Below are 15,921 nucleotides of genomic sequence, written 5' to 3'. Positions count from 1 at the left end.
ACCGATGTCGTCGGTCCGGCATGATCGGACCACCCGCAGCCCGACCGAGGAGTGCTCATGAAGCTCATCACCGCCGTCGTCAAGCCTCACAAGTGGGAGGACACCCGCGCCGCGATCGAGGCTGCCGGGGTCACCGGGATGACGGTCAGCGAGGTCAGCGGCTACGGCCGGCAGAAGGGTCACACCGAGGTCTACCGCGGCGCGGAGTACGACGTGGCGCTGGTGCCGAAGATCCGGATCGAGATCGTCGTCGCCGACGAGGAGGCGCTTGCGATCGTCGAGGCGATCTCGGCCGCCGCTCGGACCGGCAAGATCGGTGACGGCAAGGTCTGGGTGAGCCCGGTCGAGTCGGTGGTGCGGGTCCGCACCGGCGACCAGGGCGAGGCAGCGCTCTGAGCGCTCCCGACCGGGCGCGCCGCGCGGCGGAGGCCGACGAGCTCTGCGTCGAGGCCTATCGCGCGAGCGGCGGCCCGGAGAGCGGGGCCGCGCTGGTGGCGGTCGGTGGCTTCGGGCGCAGTGAGCTGGCGCCGTACTCCGACCTCGACGTCGTCCTGGTCGGCGAGGAGGGCGTCGACATCCGCGGGATCGCGGAGAAGATCTGGTACCCGATCTGGGACTCGGGCGCCCGGCTCGACCACTCGGTGCGCACCATGCCCGAGATGGTCGGCGCGGCGGGGGCCGACCTCAAGGTCGCGCTCGGCCTGCTCGACGTACGCCACCTCGCCGGGGACGCCAACCTGACGATGCGCCTGCGGACGACGATGCTGACCAACTGGCGCCGTACGGCGAAGGAGCGACTGCCGGCGCTCAAGGAGCTGGTCCGGTCGCGGCACGAGTCGATCGGCGAGGTCGCCCACCTGTCGGTGCCCGACATCAAGGAGGCCGAGGGCGGTCTGCGCGACGCCACGGTGCTCAAGGCGCTGGTCGCCACCTGGATGGTCGACGTGCCGCACGTCGAGCTCGAGCGGGTCCGGCTGCAGATGCTCGACGTGCGCGACGTCCTGCACGACGTCGCGGGGCGTCCGACCGACCGGATCAACCCCGAGCAGTGGAGCGACCTGGGCCACGAGCTCGGGCTCAGCGACGCCCGCGCCGCCCAGGTCCACGTGCGCGAGCTCGGTCGCCGGATCACGCACCTGTCACACCTGACGTGGCGCCGGGTCGACGCCGCGCTGGCCCGGCCGGCGCCCAACCAGCGCGCTCGCCGCCCCGAGCTGACGCCGTTGGCGCCCGGGGTGGCGCTCGCCAACGGCGAGGTCGTCCTCGACCGCACCGCGAAGCCCGCCGACGACCCGGTCCTGCTGCTGCGGGCCGCGACGGCCGCGGCCGAGCACGACGTCGTGCTGGCCCCCGCGACCGCCGCTCGGCTGGCCCGCGAGGGCGTCCCGCTGCCGACGCCCTGGCCGGCCGAGGCACGGCAGCTGCTCGTGCGCCTGCTCGCCTCCGGCCGCGGCCTGCTCGGCGTGTGGGAGACCCTGGAGGAGACCGGTGCGCTGAGCCGCGCGCTGCCGGAGTGGGACCGGATCCGGCTCCTCCCGCACGCCTCCGCGATCCACCGCTTCACCGTGGACCGCCACGTCGTGGAGACCTGCATCGAGGCCTCCGGCCTGATCCGGCAGGTGGCCCGGCCCGACGTGCTCATGGTCGCGGCGCTGCTGCACGACATCGGCAAGGGCAGCCTCACCGAGCACAGTGTGGCCGGCGAGCCGCTCGCCCGCGAGATCGCGACCCGGATGGGCTTCGCCCCCGAGGCCGTCGACCTCGTCGCCCGGCTGGTCCGCTGGCACCTGGTGCTCTCCGAGACCGCCACGACGCGCGACCCCGACGACCCCGCGACCGTGGATCTCATCGTCAAGCGGGTCGAGACCGCCGAGGCGCTCGACCTGCTGCTGGCCCTCACCGAGGCGGACTCGAAGGCGGCCTCGCCGAAGGCGTGGTCGTCCTGGCGCTCCGGCCTGATCCGCGACCTGGCCCGGCGCGCCCGGGCCGCGCTGGACTCCGGGGTGGCGCTGCCGTCCATCGTCACCGACGACGTGCCGATCCCCCAGGAGGTACGCCGGGGCTCCGCGGCCATCACGGTCGAGCACGACGACGACGGCACGCGGGTCACGGTGATCGCGCCCGACCGCGTCGGACTGCTGGCCGACCTCGCCGCGATGTTCGCGCTCCAGCGGATCCCGGTGCGGGCCGCACGGGCCTGGTCGCAGGACCAGTTCGGCGTCTCGGTGTGGGAGGTCGGCGTACCCGAGCTCGACGCGGCCGTGCTCCGGGAGCGGTACGACGCCGTCGTCGGTGGGCGGGTCGAGGCCGCCAAGCGGCTGCGGCGCCCGCCGCCTGCCGACGCGCTCGAGCCGACGGTCGCCGTACGCCCCGAGGCGTCGGACCAGGCGACGGTGCTCGAGGTCCGCACCGGCGACCGGCCGGGCGTCGTCTACCTCGCCTGCGGGGCGCTGGCCGACCTCGACATCGCGGTGCGCTCAGCGCACGTCGACACCCTCGGACCGCAGGCGGTGGACGTGTTCTACCTGCAGGAGGCGCACGCGGGCGTGCTCAGCGACCAGCGGGCGGCGGAGGCCGCGCACGCCGTACGCCGGGCGCTCACCGAGGGGGCCGCGGGATCTTGACGGTCCCGCGACGCAGGTCGACCTTCCACACCGGGTCGTCGCCCTCGTCGGGTGACGGCACGACCTCGGTCTGGTTCTTCTGGTCGTCGATGTCCTCACGGGCGCGGGCCGCGCCCGGGTCGAAGACCCCCAGGCCGGCACCCATCGCACCGCCCACGGACACCGCGTCGGGGTCCGGGTGGGCGACCATCTTGGTGCCCGTCCAGACGATGAGGCCGAGCAGCAGCACCGATGCGACGATGACCGCCAGGATGACCATGCGGCCAGCGTACGGCGTACCAGGGGCTCCCGGTTAGGCTTGGCCCTTGATCTCAGCCCGTCCCGGCACCCAGGACCACGAGTAGGACCACGACTTGTTCGCCACACTTTCCGACCGGCTCGCCGACACCTTCAAGAACCTCCGCGGGAAGGGCCGGCTCTCCGAGGCCGACATCGACGCCACGGCGCGTGAGATCCGCATCGCGCTGCTCGAGGCGGACGTCGCGCTGCCGGTGGTCAAGGAGTTCGTCGGCGCGGTCAAGGAGCGTGCCCGCGGCGAGGAGGTCAGCGGTGCGCTGAACCCCGCCCAGCAGGTCGTCAAGATCGTCAACGAGGAGCTCGTCAACATCCTCGGCGGGGAGACCCGCCGGCTGCGCTTCGCCAAGAGCGGTCCGACCGTCATCATGCTGGCCGGCCTCCAGGGCGCCGGCAAGACCACGCTCGCCGCCAAGCTGGCGCTGTGGCTCAAGGAGCAGGGCAAGAGCCCGCTGCTGGTCGCCGCCGACCTCCAGAGGCCCAATGCCGTCAACCAGCTCCAGGTCAACGGCGAGCGGGTCGGCGTCAAGGTCTTCGCGCCCGAGCCGGGCAACGGGGTGGGTGACCCGGTGCGGGTGGCCCGCGACGCCGTCGAGGAGGCCAAGCGCACCCTGCACGACGTCGTCATCGTCGACACCGCCGGTCGCCTCGGCGTCGACGCCGAGCTGATGCAGCAGGCCTCGGACATCCGCGACGCCGTCCGGCCCGACGAGGTGCTCTTCGTCGTCGACGCGATGATCGGCCAGGACGCCGTCACCACCGCGCAGCTCTTCCTCGACGGGGTCGGGTACGACGGCGTCGTGCTCACCAAGCTCGACGGTGACGCCCGCGGTGGTGCCGCGCTGTCGATCGCGTCGATCACCGGCAAGCCGGTCATGTTCGCCTCCAACGGCGAGAAGATGACCGACTTCGACCTCTTCCACCCCGACCGGATGGCCTCGCGCATCCTCGACATGGGCGACATGCTCACCCTGATCGAGCAGGCCGAGAAGACCTTCGACGCCGACCAGGCCGCCAAGGCCGCGGCCAAGCTCACCGGTCAGGGCGGCGAGTTCACCCTCGACGACTTCCTCGAGCAGATGCAGCAGGTCCGCAAGCTCGGCTCGATGTCGAAGATCATGGGGATGCTGCCCGGGATGGGGCAGTTCCGCGACCAGCTCGAGAACTTCGACGAGCGCGAGATCGACCGCATCCAGGCCGTCATCCAGTCGATGACCCCGGCCGAGCGGGCCAACCCGAAGATGATCGACGGCTCCCGCCGGCTCCGCATCGCGCGCGGGTCGGGGCGGCAGGTCTCCGACGTCAACCAGCTCGTGGACCGCTTCTTCGAGGCGCGCAAGATGATGCAGTCGATGGCCAAGGGCGGCGGGATCCCCGGGATGCCCGGCATGCCGGGCATGGGTGGTGGCAAGAGCGCCAAGGCCAAGGCCCAGCCGAAGAAGGGCAAGGGCGCCAAGCGCTCGGGCAACCCGGCCAAGGCCGCGCAGGAGGCCGCGGCGGCCAAGGCGGCGAAGGCCGCCGGCGGGGGCAACCCGTTCGGCACGCCGGCGGGCGACGAGCCGGTCGACTACGAGAAGGCCGCAGCCGCGCTCAACCTGCCGAAGGACTTCTCCAAGTACCTGAAGTGAGCCGCGCGTCAGTCCGAGGTGGCGCAAGCGTGCCGGGACCTGGTGCGGCGGAAAGGCGGCCGTGATGGCGTCAGTGCTGGTTGTCGACGGCGCCAACGTGGTCGGCAGCCGCCCCGACGGGTGGTGGAAGGACCGCGCGGGTGCGGCCCGGCGGCTGCACGAGGCGCTGCTGGTCGCGGACACGCCGTACGACGAGGTGGTGCTGGTCCTCGAGGGCCAGGCCAAGGGCGGGGTGAGGGCCGGGCGCGACGCGCACGTGCGCACCGTGCACGCCAAGGGCGAGGGCGACGAGGCGATCGTCGAGCAGGCCCGCGTGGCGGCCGCCAGGGGCGATCGGGTCGTGGTGATCACCGCGGACCGGTTCCTCCAGGCCCGGGTCGGGGGAGTGGGCGCCCAGGCGATGAGCCCCTCCTGGCTGCTGGACCAGCTCTGAGCCGCCAGCCGCCGCACTGGCGTCGAGACACCTCAGGTGGCTGTGATCCGGCTCGGCTGACAGCCAGTTCGGGTGTCTCGACGATCTCGGCGGAGCCGGGCACCTAGCTCGCAGCCACCCGGGCGATCGCGAGCGACACTGCGCCCAGGACCTCGGCGCGGGCGCCGAGCTCGCCGGCGACCACCCGGACGGCGGCGGCGGTGTCGGGCTGCGCGTAGCGGTCGACGGCGGCACGGACGCCGGTGGCCAGCGACGGCGAGGTGCCGAGGGAGCCGCCCAGCACGATCGCCTCGGGGTTGAGGCTGTTGCACAGGTCGGCGAGGGCGCGGCCCACGGAGCGGCCGGCGTCGCTGAGGACCCGGCGTACGCCGGCGTCACCCGCGGCATCGAGCGCCAGGACGCTCCGGACCGAGAGCTGCTCGTCGTACGCCGGCTGCAGCACCGCCAGCAGGCGCGGCGCCGAGGCCTCGGTCTCCAGGCAGCCGCGGTTGCCGCAGCGGCAGACCTGACCGTCCTCGCCGACCTGGACGTGGCCGATCTCCCCGGCGATGCCGGTGGCGCCGCGGTGCAGCCGGCCGCCGAGCACGATCCCGGCGCCGAGCCCGCTCGCGACCTTCACGTAGAGGACGTCGGCGATCCCGCGCGCGGCGCCGTGGCTCAGCTCGGCCAGTGCGCCGAGGTTGGCGTCGTTGTCGGCGAAGACGGGGACGTCGAGGCGGCGGTGCAGCTCGTCGCCGGGGGAGAGGTGCCGCCAGCCCGGCATGATCCCGGTGCGGATCCGCGCGGAGCGCCGGTCCAGCGGCGCCGGCACGCACATCCCGACCGCGCGCAGGTCGGCCCGCTCCACCCCGGCAGCGGCGAGCCCGGCGCGCACCATCCGGGCAGCCCGGTCCAGCGCGTCGACACCGTGCTCGTCGACGTCGAGGGAGTCGGTGTCCTCGGCGAGCACGCGGCCGCTCCGGTCGGCAACCGCGACCCGGAGGTGCCCGTGCCCGATGTCCACGCCGGCGACCGCGCCGAGCGGGGTGCTGAGCGCGACCAGGTGCGGTGGGCGACCGCTGCCGCCCTTGTGCGGGCGACCGCGGTCGGCGGTCTCGACGACATCGCCGGTGCCGATGAGGTCGGTGACCAGGCTCGAGATCGTGGTGCGGGACAGGCCGGTGCCCCGCGCCAGGTCGGCGCGGCTCATCGGACCCTCACCGGCCAGCAGGCCGGTGATCGCGCGACGGTTGGTCTCGCGCAGGCGCTCCAGCGCTCCGGTGGTGACCACCGGCCGAGCGTAGGCCGATTCATCCGGGAAGTGAACAAACAACAGGCCGCTTCCCGTTCTTTGCGCATTGACCGGGACGAACCGCTGTTCCTAACGTGACGGGCGTCACTCCCCTTGATCTCGGCAAGGAGAACCACATGTCACGCAATCCCTTCACCCGGCGCAGGTGGGCACCGACGCTCGCCGTGCTCGCCGGTGGCGCTCTCGTCGCCACGCTCCTCCAGCCATCGTCGCCAGCCGCCGGCGACGACACGCTGCCCTACCAGGACCCCTCCGTCCCGACCGCCCAGCGCGTGAGCGACCTGCTCGGTCGGATGACGCTGGCGGAGAAGATCGGCCAGATGACCCAGGCCGAGCGCATCGACGTGGACGCCGATCCCTCGCTGATCACGTCGAACGCGCTCGGCAGCGTCCTCTCGGGTGGCGGGTCGGTCCCCGCCGACAACACCCCCGAGGCGTGGGCCGACATGGTCGACCGCTACCAGCAGGCCGCGCTCGCGACCCGGCTCGGGATCCCGCTGATCTACGGCGTGGACTCGGTCCACGGCCACGGCAACCTCCAGGGCGCCACGATCTTCCCGCACAACATCGGTCTCGGTGCGACCCGCGACCCCCGGCTGGTGCAGCGGATCGGCCACATCACGGCCGAGGAGACGCGTGCGTCGGGCCCGCAGTGGGCCTTCGCGCCGTGCATCTGCGTGGCCCGCGACGACCGCTGGGGCCGCACGTACGAGAGCTTCGGCGAGACGCCGCGCCTGGTGAAGTCCATGGAGACCGTCATCGACGGCCTCCAGGGCCGCCCGGGTCAGCTCGACGACGCCGACCGGGTCCTCGCCAGCGCGAAGCACTTCGCGGGCGACGGGCTCACGGCGTACGACGAGGCCGCGGCCGGCACCGGTGCCTACCCGATCGACCAGGGCATCGACAAGGTCAGCCGCAAGGACTTCAAGCGGCTGGCGCTCGCGCCGTACGTCCCGGCCGTCAAGCAGCACCACGTCGGCTCGGTGATGCCGTCCTTCTCCAGCGTCGACTGGACCAACGACGGTCTGGGCAACCCGGTGAAGATGCACGCCAACAAGCAGCTCATCACCGGCTGGCTCAAGGGCCAGCAGCACTTCCAGGGCTTCGTCATCTCCGACTGGCGCGCGATCCGGCAGCTGCCGGGCGACTACCGCGCGCAGGTGAAGGCCTCGGTGCTCGCCGGCGTCGACATGTACATGGAGCCGATCCAGGCGCCCAACAACCCGACCGGCTGGGACGAGTTCATCCCGACCCTGACCGACCTGGTCGGCACCGGTGAGGTGCCGATGGCCCGGATCGACGACGCGGTCTCGCGCATCCTGCGGGCCAAGTTCAAGCTCGGTCTCTTCGAGCACCCGCTGACCGACCGGTCCAACATCGACCAGGTGGGCAGCAAGGCGCACCGGGCCGTCGCCCGGCGTGCGGTCGCCGAGAGCCAGGTGCTGCTGCGCAACAAGCAGCGCACGCTCCCGCTCAAGGCGAAGAGCAAGGTGTACGTCGCCGGCAGCAACGCCGACAACATCGGCAACCAGGCCGGTGGCTGGACGCTGACCTGGCAGGGCGGCTCGACCAACGTCATCCCCGGGCAGACCATCCTCGACGGCATCGAGAAGGCCGCGAAGGGCGCGGTGACCTTCAGCGAGAAGGCCACCACCCCGGTGCCGCGCAACTCGGTCGGCGTGGTGGTCGTCGGTGAGACGCCGTACGCCGAGGGCTTCGGCGACGTCGGCGGCCCGCAGTGGGCCTACGACCCGGGCGACGCGGGCGTCCCGCGGCAGAAGCAGACCATGGAGCTCAGCGCCGCCGACAAGCAGGCGATCCGCACGGTCTGCGCCCGCACGACGTCCTGCACCGTGCTCGTCGTCTCCGGTCGGCCGATGATCATCCCGCCGGCCCTGCTCCAGCAGACCGACGCGCTGGTCGCGTCGTGGCTGCCCGGCAGCGAGGGCGCCGGCGTGGCCGACGTGCTCTACGGCCGCAGCCCGTTCGTCGGCAAGCTGCCGGTGACCTGGCCGCGCTCGGTCGCACAGGAGCCGATCAACATCGGGGACAAGTCCTACAACCCGCTCTACCGCTACGGGTTCGGGCTCAGCGCGCACCGCTGATCCTCCGCCTCGACCCGCCGGTCACCTCGTGGCCGGCGGGTCGTCGCACGCTAGATTGCTTCGTCGTGGACGACCACGGTCGGCAGGAGCGGCGATCCCTCGGTCAGTCGATCGCGTGCTCGGTCGTGCTCGGCGCGCTGGCGGTGGGCTGGGGCATCGTCGCGGAGTCCCGCGTGCTGCTCTTCGACGGCGTCTACGTGCTGCTCGGGATCCTGCTGTCCTGGCTCTCCCTGGTGGCCTCCTCGGCCGCGTCCGCGGCGCCGACCAGGATGTTCCCCTTCGGCAAGCAGGCCGCGACCCCGCTGGTGATCGCGGTGCAGGGCGCCGCCCTGCTCGGCACCCTGCTGTACGCCGGCTTCGACGCCATCACGCTGATCCGCGCCGGCGGCAGCGACGTCGCTCCCGAGACCGTCCTCGCGTACGGCGTCATCTCGGCCACCTGCTCGCTGCTCGTCAGCCTCTGGCTGGGCCGACGCGCGTCGTCGGACATCCTCGCCGCGGAGGTGGCCCAGTGGCGGGCGGGCGCCCTGCTGAGCGGTGTGATCGCCGTGGGCGGCGCGGTCGCGCTGGTCCTCGACGGCACGTCGTGGAGCGCGGCCGTGGCGTACGCCGACCCGGTGCTGGTCCTGCTCGCGTGCGTGCTGCTGGCGCCGCTGCCGGTCCGGCTGCTGCGCTCGGCCGCCCTGGAGCTCCTCGAAGCGGCACCGCCGGCGCCGGTGCAGGCGGCGATCGCCACGGCGATCGCCGACGTCCGCTCGCGGTTCGGGCTCCCCGAGCCCACCGTCGCCGCCACCAAGCTCGGCCGCAGGCTCTACGTCGACGTCGTCTTCGTCGTGGCGGGCGCCTGGGAGGTGGCGGTGGAGGACGACGTACGCCGAGCCCTGATCGCGCCGCTGTCGGCGCTCGGCCACGAGGTCTGGGCCAACGTGGAGCTGACTCTGGACGCCGAGCTGGCGGAGTGAGCGCGGCGCGAGCGGTAGCGTCCCCGGCATGGCTGCTGCGCTGAAGTTCTCCGGCCCGGTGCTGCCGGACGGCGAGGCCCGCGAGGTGTACGTCGTCGAGGGTCGCGTCACCTACGAGCCCGTCGCCGGCGCCGAGCGTGCGGTGGACGGGTGGATCGTGCCCGGCCTCGTCGACGCGCACTGCCATCTCGGCCTGGGGGAGGCCGGCGGGGTCAGCGACGAGGAGACCGAGCAGCAGGCGATCGAGGACCGCGACGGCGGCACCCTGCTGATCCGCGACTGCGGCTCGCCGGTCGACACCCGGTGGGTGCAGGAGCGCGAGGACCTGCCCCGGCTGATCCGCGCAGGCCGCCACATCGCCCGCACCAGGCGCTACCTGCGCAACTACGCCGACGAGGTCGAGCCCGACGGGCTGACCGCGGCCGTCGCGGAGCAGGCGCAGCGTGGCGACGGCTGGGTCAAGCTGGTGGGGGACTGGATCTCCCGCGACGACGGCGACCTCGCGCCGTCCTTCCCCGCCGCGGACTTCGCTGCGGCGATCACCGCCGCGCACGACCACGGTGCCAAGGTCACCGCCCACTGCTTCGGCCGCGACGTCCTGACCGGGCTGCTGGAGGCGGGCATCGACTGCATCGAGCACGGCACCGGGCTGGCCGAGGAGCACCTGGGGCTGATGGCCGAGCGCGGCGTCGCGCTGGTGCCGACGGTGATGCAGACCGAGAGGTTCCCGGAGTACGCCTGGTCCGGCCGCGAGCGCTTCCCGGCGTACTCCCGCACCATCACCGACCTCTTCGTGCACCGCCGCGCGACGCTGATGGCGGCGTACGACGCCGGGGTGCCGCTCTACGCGGGCTCGGACAACGGCGGCGTCAGTCGGCACGGCAACCTCGCCGGTGAGGTCATCGGCCTGGCGGCGATGGGCCTGCCGCGCGAGTACGCGCTGGGCGCCGCGTCCTGGCGCGCGCGGGAGTGGCTGGGCTGGAACGCCGGTCTCACCGAGGGCGCGCCCGCCGACTTCGTGGTGTACGACGCCGACCCGCTGGCCGACCTCTCGGTGCTGCTCCGGCCGGCGTGCGTGGTCCTACGCGGTCGCGTCGTCGCCTGACAGGTCGGGCCGCACCAGCCGGTAGCGCCCGTTGGGCAGCGTCTCCAGCCAGCGCGGCGACGCCTCGTCGTCCTTGATCTGGACCCGCAGGCCCGTGACCAGGGCCTCGACCCACCGCTGGTCCTGCACGGACGTCGTGGTCGCGGTCTCCTCGGTCTGCCCGCGCAGCCGGAGCGCGAGCTGGCGCCCGTTGAGGGTGCGGCTGCCGGCGTACATCAGGATCTCCAGGAGGTCGATCTGCTCCTGGGGCAGGTCGGCGAGCCGGTCGTCCACGACGACGATGCCGCGCGCGGGGTTGATCCGCAGGCCGCGGAACTCGATCCAGCCGCCGACGAAGCGCATGCCGACCTCGAGCATGCCCTCCCGGCCGTCCTGGCCGGTGTCCTCCTCGTCCTCCTCCTGGTCGACCCCGTCGGTCGAGGAGGTGTCGATCGGCTGACCGGCGACCACGCGCTGCAGGAAGGCGGAGCGGGCGCTGTCGACGTCGGCCGGCGCCCACGTGGGAGCGGCCTCGATGATCCCGGCGACGGGACGGCGGGCGACCGCGGCCAGGCGGGCGCGCAGCTCGACCGGGCGGATCGGCTTGGGCACGTAGTCGTCGGCGCCGGCGTCGAAGCCGGCCAGGATGTCGTGCTCCTGCGACTTGCCGCTGATGATGACGATGTAGGCGTCGCTGAACTCGCGGATCCGTCGGGTCGCCTCCAGACCGTCCATCTGCGGCATCGTGACGTCGATCGTCGCCAGGGTCGGGTGGTGGGTCCGCGCCAGCTCGATGCCGTCGGCACCGTTGTCGGCGGTCAGGACCGAGAAGCCGGCTTGGGTCAGCACCACCTCGAGCAGCGCGGTCGTGTCCTCGTCGTCTTCGACGATGAGGGCGACCGGGGGGCCGGCGGTCTCCGAGGGCTCAGACATTCGACGGAGTATCCCAGCACGACGGCCGTCTGTCAGGCACGGGGTGGGCGCGTCGCCCACAGGACGCCGGTCACGATGAGGATCGCGAGCCCCATCAGCCCGAGAAGGCTGGGGACAGCGATGGTCGCGATCACGCCGCCGACGAAGGTGCCGATCTGCGGCGCCCGGGCCAGCTGGACGCTGCCGTTGCCCGCGGCGCACGTCACGTCGAGCGTGCCGGAGCCCGGGTCGAGGCGGTACGCCGCCGTCCAGGCGCCGTCGCCGACGTCCTTGGTGATCTGGCTGGTCACCGGCCGGAGGTCGACCTCGGCACCGGTGGCCGTGTCCACGACGCTGCAGTCGGGGTCGAAGACGTCCGAGTGGCGCCACAGCATCAGCTCGTGGTCGGTGTCGAGGACCAGGACGTGGCTCTGTCCGTCGGCGGGCACGTCCACGCCGGGCTCGATCAGCGGCCACAGAGTCCAGACGAAGACCGCGGCGCCGGCCGCGAGCGCGGCGACGATCAGTCCGCCGCCGAGGACGAACCACCACCCGCTGGGGCGGGTCCGGCCCGGCAACGGAGGCTGTCCCGGCGGGTAGCCCGAGGGGACCGGGTACGACGGCGGCGGCTGGCTCATGGCTCGACTCTGCCCGATGGTGGGGTGGATTTCTGGGACGGGTGCAACGTCTGGCAGACTTACCGGCTGAGTCCTGCACGCCCGGACCCTCTCACCCGAGCGTCGCAGAGCCCATCGGAGGAACCCACCGGTGCTTTCCCCACCTGGTGTCGGGACCTCCATCACCACACTTATTCCTGAGGAGACACCACAAACGTGGCCGTCAAGATCCGTTTGAAGCGCCTGGGCAAGGTCCGGGTTCCGCAGTACCGCATCGTCGTCGTCGACTCCCGCAAGAAGCGCGACGGCAAGGTCATCGAGGAGATCGGCAAGTACCACCCCAAGGAGGACCCGTCGTACATCGACGTCGTCTCCGAGCGGGTGCAGTACTGGCTCGGTGTCGGCGCGCAGCCGTCCGACGCCGTCGCCAAGATCCTCACGATCACCGGCGACTGGCAGACGTTCAAGGGCATGTCCGGCACCGAGGGCACCCTGAAGGTCGCCGCGGCCAAGCCGAGCAAGCTCGACGTCTTCAACGAGGCCCTCAAGGAGGTTGCGAGCGAGCCCAAGAGCGGCGCGGTGACCAAGAAGGCCGCGAAGAAGAAGGCCGAGGACAAGCCGGCCGAGGACAAGCCCGCCGAGGAGGCGCCCGCCGCCGAGGAGGCTCCCGTCGTGGAGACCCCCGCCGCGGAGGAGACCCCCGCCGCGGAGACCCCCGCTGCCGAGGCCACCGAGGCTCCGGCCGAGGAGACCCCCGCGGTCGCCGAGGCCGGCGCCGAGAAGACCGAGTCCTGAGCGCGATGCTTGCCGAGGCGCTCGAGCACCTGGTCCGTGGGGTCGTCGAACACCCTGACGACGTGAGCGTGCGCGACAAGCAGCTGCGTCGAGGCTCGATCCTGGAGGTGCGCGTGCACCCCGACGACCTGGGCAAGGTCATCGGGCGTGGCGGGCGCACCGCCACGGCGTTCCGCACCGTCGTCTCCGCCCTGGCGGGGCGGGGCGGGGCCCGCGTCGACTTCGTCGACGTGGACCGGCGGCGCTGATCCGAGACGCGCTTGAATGGGTGTCGCCCTCCGGGGCGGCACCCGTTCTGCATTTGTCCGTAGAGAGAGGAAGACACGTGGAGAGCACCGACGTCGTCGTGGGCCGCATCGGCAAGGCCCACGGCCTGCGCGGCGACGTGACCATCAACGTCCGCACCGACGAGCCGGAGCGGCGCTTCGCGGCCGGCGCGGTGCTGGACGTCGAGGCCCCCTCGGGGTCGGCCACGACCCTGCGCCGCGTCACCGTGGCGAGCTCGCGCTGGCACTCGTCGGTGCTGCTGGTCCGGTTCGAGGAGATCCCCGACCGCAACGCGGCCGAGGCCGCCCGCGGGATCCTGCTGCACGCCTCGATCCCCGCCGGTGAGTCGCCCGAGGACCCCGACGAGTACTACGACCACCAGCTGGTCGGGCTCACGGCGTACGACCTCTCCGGCGCCGAGCTCGGCACGGTCACCGGGCTCGTGCACGGCGGTGCCCAGGACCTGCTCGCCGTCCGCGCGCTCGACCGCCGCGACACCCTGGTGCCCTTCGTGAAGGCCCTGGTGCCGGAGGTCGACCTGGCCGGCCGCCGGGTCGTGATCGCGGACCGCCCGGGCCTGGTCGCGCCGCTGCCCGACGACGAGTAGGCCGGGCCGATGCGCATCGACGTCGTGACGATCTTCCCCGACTACCTGGCCCCGCTCGAGCTCTCGCTCGCGGGCAAGGCCCGCGACAAGGGCCTGATCGACATCCGCGTCCACGACCTGCGCGGCTGGTCCCACGACCGGCACCACTCCGTCGACGACACGCCGTACGGCGGCGGCGCCGGCATGGTGATGAAGCCCGAGCCGTGGGGCGAGGCGTTCGACGAGCTCGGTGTCGAGGGCGCCACCGTCGTCTTCACGACGCCCTCCGGCCGGCCCTTCACCCAGCCCGTCGCCCGCGAGCTGGCGTCCCAGGAGCGGCTGGTCTTCGCGTGCGGCCGCTACGAGGGCATCGACCAGCGCGTGGTCGACGAGGTCTCCACCCGGGCCGAGGTCCGTGAGATCTCCTTGGGCGACTACGTGCTCAACGGGGGAGAGGTCGCCGCGCTGGCGATCACCGAGGCCGTCGTACGCCTGGTGCCCGGCTTCATGGGCAACGCCGCCTCCTTGGTCGAGGAGTCCCACGAGGACGGTCTGCTGGAGTACCCCGTCTTCACCAAGCCGTCGACCTGGCGCGGCCGCGAGGTGCCGCCGGTGCTGCTCTCGGGCGACCACGCCGCGATCGCCGCCTGGCGGCGCGACCAGGCGGTCCGTCGTACGGCGGAGCGCCGCCCCGACCTGCTGCACCCCTCGACGCTGGTCGACGGCATCGAGATCCGGCCGGCGACCCCGGCCGACGCCGCGGAGCTCCTCGTGCTGCAGCTGGCCTGCTGGGTCCAGGTGCAGCACGAGAACCCGGGCGTGCACGTGGCCGCGCTGCACGAGTCACTCGACGACGTCCGCGCCTGGCTGGACACCCACACCGTGCTGGTGGCCCGCTCGGCCGGTCGCCTCGTCGGCGCGGTGCGCGGCATCCGCCACGAGGAGGTCTGGGACATCGGCCGCCTCATGGTCGCGCCGGACCTCGAGGGACGCGGCCTGGGGCGCGAGCTCCTGGGGCGGATGGAGGGGCTGGCGCCGCCCGACGCGACGGCGTACTGGCTGTTCACCGGCGCGAAGAGCGCGCGCAACCTGCGGATGTACAAGAAGGCCGGGTACCGGGTCCGAGGCGCGTACGACGAGCCCGGCGCCGTGGTCCTGACGAAGCCGATCCGGCGCGGCTGACGGATTAGCAGGCCCGCGCACGCTGTGGCAGACTTGCCCCTCGGTCCACCCGGTCAAACAGGGATCGCCCCGAGGAGCTCTCCGCGGGGGATCCGCTCCGGCTCCTGTCACAGGGGGAGCCCGGCGCCGCCGGCCAGCATGGCTGGGCCTCCAACTGCACCGCATCATCATCCCCGTACCGCGGCTGACCTGTGACACTCGCGAGGAGAGAAACCATGACCAACGTCATCGCCGAGCTCGGCAAATCGATCAAGCGCACCGACCTGCCCGCCTTCCGCGCCGGCGACACCGTCAAGGTGCACGTGAAGGTCGTCGAGGGCAACCGCTCCCGCATCCAGGTCTTCCAGGGTGTCGTCATCCGGATCCACGGTGCCGGCGTCGGTCGCACCTTCACCGTCCGCAAGGTCTCCTTCGGCGTCGGTGTCGAGCGCACCTTCCCCCTCAACTCCCCGATCTTCGAGCAGATCGAGGTCGTCACCCGTGGTGACGTCCGCCGCGCGAAGCTCTACTACCTGCGCAACCTTCGCGGCAAGAAGGCGAAGATCAAGGAGCGCCGCGACGTCTGAGCCCTCTCAGGCTCCGTCGTTACGCTCTGCGCGTGACATCCGAGGACCGCGACCCACCGCCCGCCGGCAACGACGAGCAGGGGTCGCGGTCCTTGCACGTTCCCGGGACCCAACCCGGCTCCGACTACGACACCGGCGAGGCGATGAGCAGCACCGACGAGCCCGCGAGCGACGCTCGGCCACCCCGCCCCGGCGGGCCCGGCAGGGCGCCGCGGAAGCATCTGCCGGTGTGGCAGGAGACGATCCTGCTGCTGGGCATCGCGCTGGTGCTGGCGGTGGTGATCAAGGCGTTGTTCGTGCAGGCGTTCTACATCCCCTCGGAGTCGATGGAGCCGGGGTTGATCAAGAACGACCGGATCCTGGTGGAGAAGCCGTCGTACTGGTTCGACGGTCCCGAGCGCGGTGACGTCGTGGTGTTCAAGGACCCGGGCGGCTGGCTGCAGGGCGAGGAGTCGGCCGGCCCGTCGGGCCCGGTGGCGAAGGTGCTGTCGAAGGTCGGGCTCTACCCCTCGGGCGGTCATCTGGTGAAGCGGGTGATCGGCGTCGAGGGTGACGTCATCACGTGCTGCGACACC

At 72.5% G+C, this 15,921-nt stretch carries 16 protein-coding genes and 1 pseudogene; 13 read left to right on the top strand and 4 right to left on the bottom strand.

Annotated elements, in window-relative coordinates; all coding sequences use genetic code 11:
- Positions 1-57 precede the first annotated feature (57 nt).
- Both N542_RS0119490 and N542_RS25700 read left to right on the top strand, forming a co-directional pair.
- Positions 58-396: a P-II family nitrogen regulator gene (locus tag N542_RS0119490; protein WP_028645365.1), complete on the top strand. Its 339-nt coding sequence runs from the start codon at positions 58-60 to the stop codon at positions 394-396.
- Positions 330-2,624, top strand: a complete 2,295-nt coding sequence (locus N542_RS25700) for a [protein-PII] uridylyltransferase (protein ID WP_081795376.1) — start codon at positions 330-332, stop codon at positions 2,622-2,624. The genes N542_RS0119490 and N542_RS25700 overlap by 67 nt, the downstream gene beginning before the upstream one ends.
- Here N542_RS25700 and N542_RS0119480 read toward each other — a convergent pair.
- Positions 2,599-2,883 (bottom strand): hypothetical protein, encoded by a 285-nt coding sequence (locus tag N542_RS0119480; protein ID WP_028645364.1) that lies wholly within the window; start codon positions 2,881-2,883, stop codon positions 2,599-2,601. The genes N542_RS25700 and N542_RS0119480 overlap by 26 nt on opposite strands.
- 94 nt (positions 2,884-2,977) lie before the next feature.
- Here N542_RS0119480 and ffh point away from each other — a divergent pair, with 94 nt between their 5' ends.
- Positions 2,978-4,546 (top strand): signal recognition particle protein, encoded by a 1,569-nt coding sequence (gene ffh / locus N542_RS0119475; RefSeq protein WP_028645363.1) that lies wholly within the window; start codon positions 2,978-2,980, stop codon positions 4,544-4,546.
- Between the two features lie 64 nt (positions 4,547-4,610).
- Entirely contained in the window at positions 4,611-4,979 is a 369-nt protein-coding gene (locus tag N542_RS0119470) for an NYN domain-containing protein (RefSeq protein ID WP_028645362.1), read from the top strand.
- Between the two features lie 103 nt (positions 4,980-5,082).
- On the opposite strand, the gene N542_RS0119465 is transcribed toward N542_RS0119470, so the two are convergent.
- Entirely contained in the window at positions 5,083-6,249 is a 1,167-nt protein-coding gene (locus N542_RS0119465; protein ID WP_028645361.1) for an ROK family transcriptional regulator, read from the bottom strand.
- A 137-nt stretch (positions 6,250-6,386) separates the two neighbouring features.
- On the opposite strand from N542_RS0119465, the gene N542_RS25695 reads away from it, so the two are divergent.
- From N542_RS25695 to N542_RS0119450, 3 genes are all read left to right on the top strand, one after another.
- Positions 6,387-8,375, top strand: a complete 1,989-nt coding sequence (locus N542_RS25695; RefSeq protein ID WP_051552099.1) for a glycoside hydrolase family 3 protein — start codon at positions 6,387-6,389, stop codon at positions 8,373-8,375.
- A 65-nt stretch (positions 8,376-8,440) separates the two neighbouring features.
- Positions 8,441-9,337, top strand: coding sequence for a cation transporter (locus N542_RS0119455; protein WP_028645360.1), 897 nt, complete (start codon positions 8,441-8,443; stop codon positions 9,335-9,337).
- Positions 9,338-9,365: 28 nt separating this feature from the next.
- Positions 9,366-10,442, top strand: a complete 1,077-nt coding sequence (locus tag N542_RS0119450; RefSeq protein WP_051552097.1) for an amidohydrolase family protein — start codon at positions 9,366-9,368, stop codon at positions 10,440-10,442.
- Here the strand turns inward: N542_RS0119450 and N542_RS0119445 are convergent.
- Both N542_RS0119445 and N542_RS0119440 read right to left on the bottom strand, forming a co-directional pair.
- Positions 10,419-11,354: a response regulator gene (locus N542_RS0119445; RefSeq protein WP_028645358.1), complete on the bottom strand. Its 936-nt coding sequence runs from the start codon at positions 11,352-11,354 to the stop codon at positions 10,419-10,421. The genes N542_RS0119450 and N542_RS0119445 overlap by 24 nt on opposite strands.
- A gap of 32 nt (positions 11,355-11,386) precedes the next feature.
- Positions 11,387-11,971, bottom strand: a complete 585-nt coding sequence (locus tag N542_RS0119440) for a hypothetical protein (protein WP_028645357.1) — start codon at positions 11,969-11,971, stop codon at positions 11,387-11,389.
- 195 nt (positions 11,972-12,166) lie between these two features.
- Between N542_RS0119440 and rpsP the strand changes: the two are divergent.
- The 6 genes and pseudogenes from rpsP to lepB all read left to right on the top strand — a co-directional run.
- Positions 12,167-12,604 (top strand): annotated as a pseudogene (gene rpsP / locus N542_RS0119435) (30S ribosomal protein S16); the annotation flags it as partial.
- Between the two features lie 146 nt (positions 12,605-12,750).
- The gene (locus N542_RS0119430) at positions 12,751-12,993 is read left to right on the top strand and encodes an RNA-binding protein (protein ID WP_028645355.1); all 243 of its coding nucleotides are present in this window, start codon (positions 12,751-12,753) and stop codon (positions 12,991-12,993) included.
- A 77-nt stretch (positions 12,994-13,070) separates the two neighbouring features.
- Positions 13,071-13,619, top strand: a complete 549-nt coding sequence (gene rimM / locus N542_RS0119425; RefSeq protein ID WP_028645354.1) for a ribosome maturation factor RimM — start codon at positions 13,071-13,073, stop codon at positions 13,617-13,619.
- A gap of 9 nt (positions 13,620-13,628) precedes the next feature.
- Positions 13,629-14,780 (top strand): tRNA (guanosine(37)-N1)-methyltransferase TrmD, encoded by a 1,152-nt coding sequence (gene trmD, locus N542_RS0119420; protein ID WP_028645353.1) that lies wholly within the window; start codon positions 13,629-13,631, stop codon positions 14,778-14,780.
- Between the two features lie 215 nt (positions 14,781-14,995).
- The gene (gene rplS / locus N542_RS0119415; protein ID WP_028645352.1) at positions 14,996-15,346 is read left to right on the top strand and encodes a 50S ribosomal protein L19; all 351 of its coding nucleotides are present in this window, start codon (positions 14,996-14,998) and stop codon (positions 15,344-15,346) included.
- A 32-nt stretch (positions 15,347-15,378) separates the two neighbouring features.
- Positions 15,379-15,921, top strand: a 543-nt coding sequence (gene lepB / locus N542_RS0119410; protein WP_081795429.1) for a signal peptidase I, incomplete at its 3' end; no start/stop codon positions are given.

The organism is Nocardioides sp. URHA0020 (assembly GCF_000620705.1).
Taxonomy (GTDB): domain Bacteria; phylum Actinomycetota; class Actinomycetes; order Propionibacteriales; family Nocardioidaceae; genus Nocardioides.
The sequence above is the reverse complement of the archived record's forward strand: the minus strand, read 5'-3'. Positions and strand labels throughout refer to the sequence as shown.

Excerpts from the sequence above, each read along its gene's own strand:
- trmD (WP_028645353.1), top strand. The coding sequence starts at position 13,629 with ATGCGCATCGACGTCGTGACGATCTTCCCCGACTACCTGGCCCCGCTC.
- N542_RS25695 (WP_051552099.1), top strand. The coding sequence starts at position 6,387 with ATGTCACGCAATCCCTTCACCCGGCGCAGGTGGGCACCGACGCTCGCC.
- N542_RS0119490 (WP_028645365.1), top strand. The coding sequence starts at position 58 with ATGAAGCTCATCACCGCCGTCGTCAAGCCTCACAAGTGGGAGGACACC.
- N542_RS0119445 (WP_028645358.1), bottom strand. The coding sequence starts at position 11,354 with ATGTCTGAGCCCTCGGAGACCGCCGGCCCCCCGGTCGCCCTCATCGTC.
- rplS (WP_028645352.1), top strand. The coding sequence starts at position 14,996 with ATGACCAACGTCATCGCCGAGCTCGGCAAATCGATCAAGCGCACCGAC.
- N542_RS0119450 (WP_051552097.1), top strand. The coding sequence starts at position 9,366 with ATGGCTGCTGCGCTGAAGTTCTCCGGCCCGGTGCTGCCGGACGGCGAG.
- N542_RS0119430 (WP_028645355.1), top strand. The coding sequence starts at position 12,751 with ATGCTTGCCGAGGCGCTCGAGCACCTGGTCCGTGGGGTCGTCGAACAC.
- N542_RS0119470 (WP_028645362.1), top strand. The coding sequence starts at position 4,611 with ATGGCGTCAGTGCTGGTTGTCGACGGCGCCAACGTGGTCGGCAGCCGC.
- N542_RS0119480 (WP_028645364.1), bottom strand. The coding sequence starts at position 2,883 with ATGGTCATCCTGGCGGTCATCGTCGCATCGGTGCTGCTGCTCGGCCTC.
- N542_RS0119440 (WP_028645357.1), bottom strand. The coding sequence starts at position 11,971 with ATGAGCCAGCCGCCGCCGTCGTACCCGGTCCCCTCGGGCTACCCGCCG.